Origin of the sequence: Lyngbya sp. PCC 8106 (assembly GCF_000169095.1) — a bacterium.
Taxonomy (GTDB): domain Bacteria; phylum Cyanobacteriota; class Cyanobacteriia; order Cyanobacteriales; family Microcoleaceae; genus Capilliphycus.
Map to the genome: position 1 here is coordinate 22,086 of NZ_AAVU01000023.1, position 12,480 is coordinate 34,565.

Below are 12,480 nucleotides of genomic sequence, written 5' to 3' on the forward strand. Positions count from 1 at the left end.
CCTACTCCTAACAGCGCAATTAAACCTAAGCTAACGAATGACGAGAAAGGAGATCGCGACTTGAGTTGATTGAGTTTAAATGCGGAGGAAAAAGAACTATTAATATTTTGATTCATGGCTTAATTGTCTTAATAGTTAAGTTGTGAACAAATTTCGTTAAACCAATAGCTTACTGCCTTATACCTGGGGTCACTTCCACTTTTTGAGATACCCCAAACGGCTTTGATTGTTTTAGCTTTATTCCACCTACACCGCTTGCACCGAACAACTGCGGCTATTGTTTCGGGGGTGGGGTTTTCAAAGGCATCGGGGAAGTTCCACCCTTCACTTACGGGGTGAGTGCAGTCGGTGGAGTTCCCGTATAGAGACGATTCTAGGTGGTGGAGGTTTCGGTGGAGGTTTGGTGAATTTTCACCCTCATCTGGTGAAGTCTCCACTTCTTCCCCACCAGAGTTATTAAAGTTTTCATCTTCAAAGTTTTCCTCATCGTCTAAGTTGTTATTGGAAGATTTTGAAAGGTTAATTCTGTAGAACATCTCTGAGCGAGGTTCACCGCTTTTTGGGTCAGTTGATGATTTTTGTGGTGATGTTTTATCTGTTAACTTTGGAAAAAGCTCTTGCAAGTATTCGGCATTCATCCAGTCCTCAATTATCATTGGTGTGGGTAACGGTTTTCCCTTTTCATTTTTAAACAAACCCCAAATTGTGGCGTCGGGAGAGGGAACTTTATCCTCACCAGGAATTCTCTCGGCATACCGCATAACTTTGACGACGGAACGCTCGAACATCTGAGCATCTCCTTCGGTTCCACAAAGGGTTTTTAAGGTATCTCCGTGGGAAAGTAATATGCTGTATTTCTTCCGTTTGCGGGTGTCTCCGACAATATATCCCATGAACTTTTCGGGGATATCTTTACTGAAATATTTGGCATAGTTGGTGAGTTCATCCCAAATACAGCATTCTTCTTTAAGGTTTTCAATGACCTTTTTACGAGCGTTGAATTCATCGCGAATTTTGTTTTCAATTGCTTTGTAGTCGTAACCGGAACCAATGATATTAATACCCGTTCCCCATTTACCAGGATTATCGTGTGCATGAGGGTCACAAACTACAATATCCATCCCATAAAATAACTTTCTCAGGAGCGCTATAAATCCAGCAAAGGTGGTTTTTCCACTTCCGTTTTCTCCCACAATAAGAAGGATTGTTTCTTTGAGCAAGTAGAGGATTTCCGGGTGATTAAAAGCGATAAAATCCCAGAGTTTTACAATTTCTTCGCTATCCTGTCTCGGGCATTTGGGAGGGTTACTTAGATTGAGTTTGGGAGATTCTTTGACTCCGGCGACGGGAAGTTTGGGTTGTTCGGGTGCGGTTCTGGGCGGTAAGATATATTGTTCGGGTTGAACGATTTCTAAGTAGGTTTGTTTGAGTTCATAATCTAAAATCTCGTCTGTGATAATGGATTTTGCGGCTACCCTTTGTTCATTTTTTGAAACTTTGAAAGAGAGGGCGGTTGTTGCAGCCCCACAAACTGCTCCTGCTGTTGCATAGAAGGTTCTGGTATCGTTTTCAAGGGTTTCATTAAAGGCTAAAACATTGAATGCAATTGCCCCAATTGTTGATAATGTTGCCGCTGCAAGGATATCCCAATTTATTTGAAAGGGAGAGAAAGGGGCTGCCATTAATATCACCTCCTCAAGTTTTCATGCCCCGATATTTGCAATAAATGCGATTCTTGGGAAAGTTTTGAGTTAAGCCAGTAAGATTGTTACGATGGCTAACAGAGTCAACCAACCTGATCAAGCCCAACTGAAAGCGGATATTGTCGTGTTGTTTGCCATCAGGTTCCGTCCGTTATGACTCGTCAGTAGCAAGCCAATAGTTAACGAGAGGGCTAAAACGAGCCAGTATAAGGGTTGAATGCCTGGTGAGAATGTTGCCCAAAGGGTGAGTCGGTAAAGGGTGCCAAGAACGGCTGTAAATACCCCAACTGTGAAGAAGAATTTGCCCATCTTGCCCCCTATATTGAGAGTTTGCTGACTCTTTCTTGCAGCCGCGCCTCAAATTTGGTGAGGTTGCTTACCGTCGAGGCGGCTTCTACGGACATTCTCTTCTGTTCGCCGATGTATCCGGCTGTTGTACGACCAAAGCTGGCTTTGAGAACGTTGTGGTTTTGGTGCTGACGAAGGTGGTTTTTGGCGACTTCGGCTTCGGTGCGGGTTCCCAGTCGATGAATTTTCTCGGAGTTCTGACTGCCTTTGGTTACGTTTTTGGCCCACTTAACCATGTTCCGCAAGCCTTCGCTTGTTCGTTGGTAAAACTCTTTGGACTCGCCTACCATCTCGTCGGTGACAAACCAACCGTTCTCTTTTACGGTTTTAAGGAGCGCCCCATCGACGTAGATACCCCTGTAGTCATTGTTTGGGCTGTACCACTCCCCGAACCCGTCAGCGGCGATGGGTGCTGTATTGGCATCGATGCTACCGGGGACTTGCTGTGCTATTGCACTTCCTTTTTCGCTTCTATTGTTACCTGTGAAAAATTTGATAATTCTTCCAAACATTACTTTCCTCCTTTACGTTTTTTTACTTTTTTTTGAGCTTTACTGTTGTTTTTGTGAGCTTTGTATTTGGAATTTTGACTGACGGGAAGTATCTGGCGTTTTGTCATTTTTTTCTCCTTAATAAATGGTTGGTGACGGTCTAACCATCCTCCCGACAGGGGTATCGATTTAAAACAAATCAAAATTGCTCAAAAACGATTTGAAAAATTTAAAAAACTTTCAAAACAAATCAAAATTATTGAAACTATTATTCAAATAATTAAACGAGCAATTAAATCAAGGGCGGATCAGAGTCCTGAACCTGTAATTTCTGCGATGGAACTTAAACTTTCAAATGTTGAAACTCCCGCATGAATAAAAGTTTCTCCGATTAAAAGCAGGATTAGTGCAAGGCACAGGGCGAGTTTTAGGGAATGTTTGAGTACCAGTCTTCGATATTTTTTGAGAAGATATTTTCGGCATTCTTTGAGGTAATGCTGCTTATTTTTACAGCCTCCAAGAAAGGGGTTAAAGGGTTCCATGTGTAAGCCTCGTTTAATAATTGTGCAAGATTTTTTACCATTAGTTGAGGGTTTAACCTACCCACTCTCAAGGTTTAGTTAATGCTGAAAACTAAAAGTTTTTGAAAGCATTAAGTTATTCGTCGAATATTTGGTGTTGTCCTCTTTCGAGTAAGATAACGGAGTATCCAAAGCGACTGTTGGTTTCGCAAGGAATAACGCATCTGATATCATTAATATTGAGGATGAAGGGTTTCTTTCCCGGTGCTGAATTTTTGACTATCATCTTCAATCATCTCCTTTGTCAAATGTTAGATTAAGGTTTAGTACACGCATCAGAAATGGGGATTGATTACTTGGAAAGAAGTAAGGTTTTTTCCATAACTTCAATTCTCAGTTGTGATTCTTTTAGCTGCTGTTGAACTATTGTTAATTCGGGGTTAAGTTTCATCCACATGGTTGTTAAACCAATGATGAAGCAGAGGAGTCAAAACAGAATATCGGGGGTTGAAAAGATGCTATTGTTTTGGTCTTTCATTTCAAGTTTTCCTCGTTTTTATTTCGTTCAAGAAGGGTGACGATTTCTGAAAGTTCGTGGTTAGTTTTTAGAAGTTCGTTCAGGTAATCTAAGATAGTTTTTATCTGTTCTTCTAGTTGGTAAATTCGTTGCATTGCTATACATAAAAGACTGAAGGTTGTTGCACAGCAAAGTATTGTAAGTAGGATTAACATGATTGATTGTTTTAGTTACTAAGAATGGTCAAGCTTGTGAGTAAAAAAAGTAGGAGTAAGAATGGGGAGAGTTCGACGAATACTCCTACTAGACTAAGACAAATTTGTTTCATTAGACTCTGATGTAAATGTAGTGTTTGTGGTCATTATTTTCATTGTCATTGCTATTGAATTAGCTATTCAGTATTTTCTTGATAAATCGCGATTAGATTATCATTCTCTAAGTTGTACAAGTGATCACCAAGCAAGTCATTTTCTTCTAAGTCTTTGAGATAGTAATCTTCTTCGTTTTCATCCCAGTCAAGTTCATGTTCGTCTTCTCTTTCTATATTTAACTTCATTATTACTGTGAAAAATGGGTCAAGTTCGTCATCATTGAAGTCATCGAAGTCATTGTCATTGAATAAGTTATTGTTAAATTCATCATCATTTTCAGCTTCACAGTCATCGTAATTTACTGTTAATTTTTCTGGGATTTTGTGAAGAACATAGATGGGTTTCAGTCCTAAGATTTGGCGAAGTTTACTAAACAGTGACATGAAATATTGCTCCGGGTTGAATATTTTGGGGTTTTATTAGTAAAAGGAATTGGCAATTGCGGATAACAAGTTAATCAAATTTTCGACGGACAATTCTTTGATGGACTGTTGAATTTGTGGGTGAAGGTTTGAGGAGGTATTGGGTAACAGTTTTGCAACTTCTAAAAAGAGGGTATATCGGGCTTCTTCGGAAAGGTTTTGGAAGGATGAACCGCAAATATTCTTCAGTTTTATGATAGCAAGTTGTTCTGTTGGGTTCGTTGAACTGACCCAGTATCCGATAGGTTTTGTCATGGTTAAAAACTCCAATTAATAGCGTACATTATTCTCATTTGGGCGTTGATATTGAGTGCAGCTATTGCTTGATGTAGTGGATTTTCAATACTCAAAGTTTCCTCCACGATTCCAAAGTAAGTGTCTTTTAGAAATTCTGAGTCGTGAGTGATAAGTTTATGAATAATTTCTTGCTCTGTCATATCCTTTTTACTCCTGTTCAAATTCTTGTAATTGTGCAGAGAAAAGTTGCTGTGAGAATTGCGATGCTTTCGGGTGTGTTCTTGATTTTAGTTTCTAATTTGATAACTGTTGTTTTGTTCTGAATTTTTATTTATGCGATTTTTTTCTCCTGTTTTTTAAGTTTTGAGCGGTGGAAATGATGAGGTTTAAAATATAGGTTTGGCTCAATTTGTTGAGTGATTCAACCATTTGATAAAGCTTTGTATCAGAATTGATTAGGCTAAAGTATTCCAGGTCAATAAGTGAATCTGTTACCCCGTGTGTGTCGAAATGGGTTGCTCTAGTTTGAGCATTTAAGGCTAATGCGAGTAGTAAGTTGTACTGTTGAAATTCGTTCATCTTTTTGTTCTGGTTATTTTTGAGTATTGTTTCGTAGCTAACTGCGGGTACAAAACTGAGGAGAATTATTAAGGCAAAATCCATCAGATAATTCCATTGAAGATTGCTTGCGGTGCGGTAGAGTCGAGCGTGATGTTTTTACACTTTTCTCTGAAGAATTGAAAGGTTTTTAATCCTAGTTTTGCGAGTTGGATAGTTTTATCGCTAAGTCCCTTAAACATCCAAATTGACAAGAAGATTGCGATAATAAGACTCCAATATCCCAGGCTTATAAGGAATTTCAAAAGGGATTGGTAGTTGATGGGGCGGTTAGGGCGGAAAAAATTTAGCATAGTGCGATCTTTCCATTCAAAATATTCCCAAAAACATGAAGGAAATGAAGGGTCAATTCTGAAAGCCAATTTGGGCTTGGATGCTGCTATAATGGCTTTCAGGATTTTACAATTTAAGTCTCGGAAGTTGACAGCATTTTTATATGGGTTAAGGGCTATCCTGATAACAAAAAAGCTGCATCTTCAAGGGTAAATTCGTAGGATTGTAACGCCTCTAATTGGGAATTTAGGGTTTTAACAATCCCGCAGCTTTCTTGTAAGCCCTAGCCGAATTTTCGGATGGTTTCCGATTCTACTAACCGAACCATTTGCTTGGCTTTAAGGTCGCTGGTTAAATTTATTAACTGTCGTTCGGTTTCGTTTAATCCCATCGCATCTGCAATAGAGGTGCGGGGGGGTTCTTGTGATTTTTGTTCAGGCTGTTGGGGCTGTTGGGGTCGCTGCGTTGCTTTGTTTCCATTGCTGTTAGGCTGCTGGTTCATTGCATCGGCTAGAGCTTGTTTGTCTGTCGGATTCATCGTAAATAATCTCCAAAAGTCTACAAATATTTGTGATGGCGAAATAGCGAGATGTGAGTGAGTGAAGTTGTCGAAATTCCCACCAAATGACTAAGGTTTTGAGGTCGTAGCCGTCCCGGTCTTTTCGCTTTTCCGGTAAGAGTTTTAGGGCTTTTAGAATGACTGCATCTCGTCGCCTGGTGGGTGAACTGATACTGAGTAAATCCTGCAATTGCTTGTTGGAAAGCCAAACGACGTTATTCGGTAGAACGTCCAATAAGCGTTTCGTTAATTTAACGTAATCTCTCAGTGAATGCTGTTCATACATCGCTCCTAATTGAGTTGCAATCCAGTTGTCATCCGCTAATATCTGAACAATCCCAAACTCAAAGCGTTGGTGAGGAGCCACTTTGGGAAAATAGTATCTCAAAGAACTACTGACCTACATCAGTCCAACCCTTTGGACTCACAGGGGACGATATCAATTGGGGACTGGGAAATTTTAGAACCTGTTCGCGTGATTTCCATATCAGCCAGCCCATATAAACCTGGCTGGCTTTCATCCCCAATTACAAAAATTAAAAATTATGTACACAAAACGAAAATTCAAAGGATAAGAGATGCAAGCTCAAGTTATAAAAGTAAAATAAAAGTTGTTTTTTAGCCAGGAACGGTCAGCAGTACAGCATAATAGAGATTTGGTACATTCTGTCAGATATCTATTCTATTCAATGAATAATTTTGAACAAGCACCAGAATTTGGTAAATATGATCATAGGAAAGTTTTATATGAATTAGAGAAGGAAAAAGATTTAGTATCATCAGGACTAACCCTTGAGGGATGGCTAACTCTGCTTGGTTCTGCAACTATACCTCCACCTTTTAACTGGTCACTGTTCGTTTACTTTGTCTTTTCTAACTTAGTAACTCCACTTTCTTTTAAGAGAGTTAGAAAACTTGCTCAAGTAATTAATGTGATGGAAGCCATTGTAGATGCTTTTGAATATCAAGGTGTTGAAGTATTTCCTTTCGTTGAAATTGAAAACTCTGAGCCTATCGATTTATTCGTTAGATTTCCCCAAAAAGTCTTTTTACTAATTTCAATAGAAACTCGAAATAATGTTGCAGTAAAACTCAATGAAATGAGAAACGCTCTGTCCGTTCGGCGCAAAAAAGGCAAAGGCTTAAAAATTTGGGAACCCGACCCCATAGATCGCCTATGTCAATCTCATATTTGGCTAAAGAAAAATCGTCGGGATCTATTTGGAGGATCTTCTAAAGATGCCCGCAAACCTTTAATTAGAGTATTGCTTTTAAGTGGGGAAACCCATATTGCACCGCACGAAAAGCATTTATTTTGGAGGGAGTCGGAAAAATTTATACAAGTTCGTACAACTGGAAATGCAGTTTTAAGTCTTCAAAACGATATCGTGGAGCTTATTGACCTTTTTCTCTCCCATTTCTCCAAGGATTCATCTTTCGGCGGCAGGAGACCCACGCCATAAAGAATGTTGGCGTTGGGAGGAATGCCGCACAGAGATTTCTGGTACAATACAAGTGGTCACTGACCCACCCGAGACAATGGATTCAGACAGCCATGAGCGTGCGCGCGTCCAGTTACACCTGGCGGCGCAGACAAATTGGTAGACTCAGGAATTGATGACGGGGCAATGGCATAAACATCCCTTGAATCAACAGTTAAAAAGAAATTCAGTTTGGATTTCGACACATATCTAACCGCAGGACTTGCGGGGATAGTCTGTGGAGCGACCTTAAGACCTAAAGGGAATAACTCTCGGAGGGCAGGTGCGCTCGCCCCGCTCGCGAAGAAGCAGAAACTCAAATAGTGATGTTTGGGAATCCCACGCCAAAAACGAATGTGTTGGCGATGGGAGGAGGTCAATTTTGTAGAAGTTTAGTTCAAGCTGCAACTGGGGAAAGTCCTTAAGCTGTTGCCGCATTAAATCATTTTCGGAAGCTAGGGTCTTTATGCGATCGCCGGACACCGAAGTATCAGCCTTTTGATAGGCAAGCCTGTAACCTGCCACAGCCATTTGGCGCATGACAACCAAGTATTCCTCGGGAATGTCTTGCTCGTCTAATAAGCCATCATCTGTTGCCTCTAGGATTGCCGAAACTACGTCTTTGTCATTCTTACCTTGTTTGAGACTTGAGAGGTTGTCTTGCCTCCATTCTTTAAGCAAGTTGCAAATTGTATCGCTGCTTCCTCCAATGCCGTAAATGTGCTTAAGAGCCGATTGAACTGAACGAGTAACAATGCCTATACGGTTTTTCTGCAAGACCGCACAAGCGGTATCAACCATCTCTCGATCAACACTTGTGTATTGCCTAGACTGGTCTACCTTGAATCCTGCTAAATCCAAAGCCGTGAATGTGGTGGGTAGTTTTGTCATGATAGTCGCTTCGTTGCTAATTGTAAGGTTGAGTTTACAGGAAATCCTCTAAATTATGTAAGAGTAACCTTACATTGTCAAGAAAGTCAACAAACTATTCACTTTTCTGGGATTTGTCTGGGGATTCTTGAAAAGCTATTGCTAATTCAGTGAGCGTACACTCCAATATTTCCAGTATCACAAGCATTTCAGCCGGAGAGAGTCTTGGAATTGCGTGGCCCCTTACCCAAGCGCTAACTGCCTGCCGAGAAAGCTTACGTCCTGAGACTTCAGCCCAAGCCGTTCCTACCATTTCTGCAAACTGCTCTTGAGTTACACCTCTACGTTTCAGCAACTGTTGGAATTTTTGTCTCATACACTTGCCAATGTAAAGCTAACCTTACATAATTTTTGTAAAGTTAACCTTACATAATTCTCCTATACAAACTATAAGGAAGTCATATCACTGCTTACTCCCATTTAATTCAAAAAAAATTGATTAATTAATTAATGACGATTGGAGTATGCAAAAGCTTTTTTTAAAAGTGATTAACTTTATGTCCCATGCGAACCTTCAAGCATTTATTAAAGCTCCAAAGCTGGATTAAGTCTGAAGACTTAACAAAATGCGATGTATGCAAAAAACCATACAAAATAGGCGGTTTAGATGCTTCGCTGTGCGCTGATTGTGGTTGGATTCTTCATCGGTACGAACGGTACAGACAGATTGCTAAGGATTGCAAGTTTAATCAACATCCAATCACAGAGCAACAAGCTCAAATAGTTTTATTAAAATTGAGGAATCCTCAGTAAATATAAAGTCTACAAGGTTGATTCACTCTCCCAAAAAAACCGTGAGAATTTCTAATTAATCCTGTGATTACTGGCAGTATTGGAGAAGCTGAAATCAATGTGAGTTGGAAAATCAATAAAAGCCTGACTCATTGAAGGTCTACTTTCAAGAAAAATAATTTAATAAAAATTACCTTTCATCTGGAGAAGGAGCCAGTAAACCGGAGACTGCGCCAATCGCATTGGAGCCAATCACAATTAATAATTCGGGAATAGGTTTATTTAAAATACTCAAAATTAAACCGCCAACTAAGGTTGTTAAAATCGCCCCAGATAAGCTGCTCACGATTAATCTATAACAAAATCGGTCAATCTTTCTGCTGTTAGAAACATCTTGATTAACCTGGGAATAATTTTGAACTTCCAACGGATTACTTTTGGAGGGGTTTTCTAAATTCATAGCGGGTCTAATTAACTTGCTTAAGATATGAATCCTAATATTAACAAACTTTAGTATTAACCCCAAGTAACAAAAAACAAATAATGCTATCTGATTCTTGATACTAGGATAACGAATAGCAAATTATGCACTCTGATATTCTTCTAATATTTTAATGTTGGGTCATCGGAAAAATAGACAAGAGGAAAGCAACACAATGGAGTTTCAGTCTGTGTTAATTTTTCTTAACATAGAACTATTTTCGGCTTGAGGATTGGTGAGCAGGAGAGAGAGATAGAGGTATTGAACAGATTACGAATAATTTACTTGTATGACAAATGCTTATTCATTTTGAACAGCAAGATTACTAAATCTTACGCTTTACTGGTACTTTCAGCTTACTTTTCATCAATAAACATCAATTTTTATTAGTAATAAATAACGCGAATGCTGTATTTGACCTTCGGGAGAGGGGGTCTAGCCCCTCCATTTAAGATTTTCTTAAGTTCTCGGGAGGAATGAAATCAAGAGTTCAAAATTTTTCTTGATAAAATTTGCATTCTTATATATCATTTTAAAATTGCAATTTGTCTTGATGTTTAGAAACCGCTTACCCTTTCACAGATTTTCTTGTTAGGGAGTGGTCTAATATTTAAGCCAAGTGCAGTAGATGTTCACTTTTTTAGTCAAGTAAGTATTAATTGCTTAACCCTATAAAAAATGGCCCACATACTGAGAAGCTCGCAAAAGCCGAAACAGTAGGTTAAGCCGACATAAGTAGTAAATACTTACTTGACTGAATAAAAAAATATCAATGAAAATCATAACACATCAAGATTTTGTTGAGAAGCAGTCAGGTTCAGTAGATCATTACCTTAATGGTTTACAGAATATTCTCAAGCCTTACCAAGCCAGCGTTACAGCCAATTCCATTGAGATTGAAATCGAAGTAAATCTTAACAATGGAGGCAGCATTTAATGTTTACCTCCAACAAATTCAACATCAACGACCACCTCGACAAGCTCACTCCAGCCAAAGAGAAAGGGAAGTATATCTGCCCAGCCTGCAATGGCCATAACCTATCCATCAACTCCATGACAGGGAAATACAACTGTTGGAACTGTGGGGACACCCAAAAAATCAAGGATATCTTGACCGCAGACGAAGTTCTTGAACAGCCGAAGAAATCCCCCAGGGAGAAAAAGACCAGCTATTTCAACTATCCCGACCGTCAGGGGAACCCGTTAATCCGCGTGGTCAGAATCGACGACGGACAAGGAAAGAAGCAGATTTTTCAGCAGCATTGGGATGGCCAGAACTGGGTAAGGGGATACGGCTCGGTCAAAACCAAAGATATTCCCCTGTATCGCTATGCCGAAGTGATGAATGCGATCGCTCAAGGTCAACAGATCATTTTTGCTGAGGGAGAGTCAACCGTCGATGCCTTCTGGGAAAAAGGCATTCCCGCAACAACCACCATTGGGGGAACGGGCAAAACAGTTATTAAGGTCAAGGACAAAGAAACCGGAGAATTTAACTTAGAACGCAATGACAACGCCTTTGAAACCATCAAGCCTGCCCTAGCGGATTTAGTCGCAGCTTCCATAATTCTGGCACCCGACTGTGACCAGCCCGGATGTCTGCACATGGAAATGATGGCTGAGGTTTTAAATATAGTAGGTTGGCTGTATGCCCTGCCTGATTCGTTCCAGTGGTCAAGATTGCCTAAAAAAGAGGGACTGGACTTCGTGGACTGGATGCACGACTACCCAGACCTTACCCGCGATGAAATTCTCAACCATATTCAACCCGAGCCAAAACATCAAAAGACATCCATTGGTGAAAGTCCGACAGGGACAACATATTCTCAAGTTGTATCAGGATTAAATGCACTGTTCGATAAAGAGGACTATGAACGAGTCGTTGGAGTTCTCCTAACTCAAAATCTAACCGAAGCCCAACTGGACTTAGAAATTCAAACCATCGCCCAAAAGTTCAACCGCAGTGATTCTCAGGTCTGGAGGCTATACCGCAAGCGGTCGGGCGAAACTGAGAAAGCCGAAAACTTGGCTGATATTGCCACAGAATTAAACTCTCTATTAGAAAGCCGCAATGCCACCATCAAGCTAGAGGACTACCTCCCCGGCAACTTCATCAAAATCAAAGATATTTACCAACGGCTCTGTATGCGCCCCGAAATCGGTCTAATGCAGTTTCTCTCAGCTTGTTCAGGCTTATTACCCGTAGGAACAAAAATTGACCTGTGCAACTACACCAACTTCGACCAGCCCATGGGAATTTACTTCACTGTCTGTGCCGAACCCTCCCAACGCAAAACACCGGGTCAGAAAATTATTACCACCAAGCCCCTGCGTATCCTCCAGAAAGAAGCCGATAGCCAATATAAAGAAGAACTAGCCGAATACAAACTCGAACTCGCTGAATGGGAAAAGAACGTTGACACTCCCACGCCGTAAACGGCGGGGATTCTTGGTTCAGCGAGTCCATTTAATACAGATAGGCTGCCCTATCTGCACCAGAGATGAATTCTCCCCAAGCGTTTTGCTCCATTTCAGAAACCTGTTTGGGTATGCCCTACCCTACAGTTCAAAACCTAAAATCTTGGTTTCTCTGTACTTGTTGCGTTGCGCTAATAAGCGTACAAGCTTTCCTGTACGGAACCCTATAACTTCAGTGCGTCAAGGTGCGTTGCCTTTCGGTGACTGGGTTTTTAGTGTGGTTGATTACCCTTTCCACAAAAGAAAGTTTAACATAAAGCCGTCCTCAAGGACGGGGCTTGTATCCCAATTTTTTCGGTCAATAAAATCAAGAAGCTA

General features: G+C 40.4%; 17 protein-coding genes. 3 read left to right on the forward strand and 14 right to left on the reverse strand.

Features of this window, described 5'->3' with window-relative positions:
* Positions 1 to 128 precede the first annotated feature (128 nt).
* The 11 genes from L8106_RS16080 to L8106_RS16120 form a co-directional block, all read right to left on the reverse strand.
* Positions 129 to 1,682, reverse strand: coding sequence for an ATP-binding protein (locus tag L8106_RS16080; RefSeq protein ID WP_009785411.1), 1,554 nt, complete (start codon positions 1,680 to 1,682; stop codon positions 129 to 131).
* 117 nt (positions 1,683 to 1,799) lie between these two features.
* The gene (locus L8106_RS32265) at positions 1,800 to 2,012 is read right to left on the reverse strand and encodes a hypothetical protein (protein WP_156803710.1); all 213 of its coding nucleotides are present in this window, start codon (positions 2,010 to 2,012) and stop codon (positions 1,800 to 1,802) included.
* Positions 2,013 to 2,020: 8 nt separating this feature from the next.
* Positions 2,021 to 2,563: a hypothetical protein gene (locus tag L8106_RS16085; protein ID WP_009785412.1), complete on the reverse strand. Its 543-nt coding sequence runs from the start codon at positions 2,561 to 2,563 to the stop codon at positions 2,021 to 2,023.
* 287 nt (positions 2,564 to 2,850) lie between these two features.
* The gene (locus L8106_RS32270) at positions 2,851 to 3,084 is read right to left on the reverse strand and encodes a hypothetical protein (RefSeq protein WP_009785414.1); all 234 of its coding nucleotides are present in this window, start codon (positions 3,082 to 3,084) and stop codon (positions 2,851 to 2,853) included.
* A gap of 115 nt (positions 3,085 to 3,199) precedes the next feature.
* Positions 3,200 to 3,349 (reverse strand): hypothetical protein, encoded by a 150-nt coding sequence (locus L8106_RS32275; protein ID WP_156803711.1) that lies wholly within the window; start codon positions 3,347 to 3,349, stop codon positions 3,200 to 3,202.
* A 248-nt stretch (positions 3,350 to 3,597) separates the two neighbouring features.
* On the reverse strand, positions 3,598 to 3,735 hold the full coding sequence (locus L8106_RS32280) for a hypothetical protein (RefSeq protein WP_156803712.1): 138 nt from the start codon (positions 3,733 to 3,735) through the stop codon (positions 3,598 to 3,600).
* Between the two features lie 236 nt (positions 3,736 to 3,971).
* Entirely contained in the window at positions 3,972 to 4,334 is a 363-nt protein-coding gene (locus tag L8106_RS16090) for a hypothetical protein (protein WP_009785415.1), read from the reverse strand.
* Between the two features lie 36 nt (positions 4,335 to 4,370).
* Entirely contained in the window at positions 4,371 to 4,628 is a 258-nt protein-coding gene (locus L8106_RS16095; protein WP_009785416.1) for a hypothetical protein, read from the reverse strand.
* A gap of 2 nt (positions 4,629 to 4,630) precedes the next feature.
* Entirely contained in the window at positions 4,631 to 4,810 is a 180-nt protein-coding gene (locus L8106_RS16100) for a hypothetical protein (RefSeq protein ID WP_009785417.1), read from the reverse strand.
* A gap of 974 nt (positions 4,811 to 5,784) precedes the next feature.
* A complete protein-coding gene (locus tag L8106_RS16115) occupies positions 5,785 to 6,003 on the reverse strand; it encodes a hypothetical protein (RefSeq protein ID WP_009785420.1) in 219 nt (72 codons plus the stop codon).
* A complete protein-coding gene (locus L8106_RS16120; protein WP_009785421.1) occupies positions 5,987 to 6,427 on the reverse strand; it encodes a hypothetical protein in 441 nt (146 codons plus the stop codon). The genes L8106_RS16115 and L8106_RS16120 overlap by 17 nt, the downstream gene beginning before the upstream one ends.
* A gap of 322 nt (positions 6,428 to 6,749) precedes the next feature.
* Between L8106_RS16120 and L8106_RS29705 the strand changes: the two genes are divergently transcribed.
* Positions 6,750 to 7,523, forward strand: a complete 774-nt coding sequence (locus L8106_RS29705) for a hypothetical protein (RefSeq protein WP_009785422.1) — start codon at positions 6,750 to 6,752, stop codon at positions 7,521 to 7,523.
* 267 nt (positions 7,524 to 7,790) lie between these two features.
* Here L8106_RS29705 and L8106_RS16130 read toward each other — a convergent pair whose 3' ends face one another.
* From L8106_RS16130 to L8106_RS16145, 3 genes are all read right to left on the reverse strand, one after another.
* Entirely contained in the window at positions 7,791 to 8,432 is a 642-nt protein-coding gene (locus L8106_RS16130; protein ID WP_232228511.1) for a hypothetical protein, read from the reverse strand.
* Positions 8,433 to 8,526: 94 nt separating this feature from the next.
* Positions 8,527 to 8,787, reverse strand: coding sequence for a helix-turn-helix transcriptional regulator (locus L8106_RS16135; protein WP_009785423.1), 261 nt, complete (start codon positions 8,785 to 8,787; stop codon positions 8,527 to 8,529).
* Between the two features lie 606 nt (positions 8,788 to 9,393).
* Positions 9,394 to 9,663 (reverse strand): hypothetical protein, encoded by a 270-nt coding sequence (locus L8106_RS16145; RefSeq protein ID WP_009785425.1) that lies wholly within the window; start codon positions 9,661 to 9,663, stop codon positions 9,394 to 9,396.
* A gap of 793 nt (positions 9,664 to 10,456) precedes the next feature.
* Between L8106_RS16145 and L8106_RS32285 the strand changes: the two genes are divergently transcribed.
* Together L8106_RS32285 and L8106_RS16150 are read left to right on the forward strand one after the other, a co-directional pair.
* A complete protein-coding gene (locus L8106_RS32285) occupies positions 10,457 to 10,621 on the forward strand; it encodes a hypothetical protein (RefSeq protein ID WP_009785426.1) in 165 nt (54 codons plus the stop codon).
* A 116-nt stretch (positions 10,622 to 10,737) separates the two neighbouring features.
* Positions 10,738 to 12,120, forward strand: a complete 1,383-nt coding sequence (locus tag L8106_RS16150; protein WP_009785428.1) for a DUF3987 domain-containing protein — start codon at positions 10,738 to 10,740, stop codon at positions 12,118 to 12,120.
* Positions 12,121 to 12,480 lie beyond the last annotated feature (360 nt).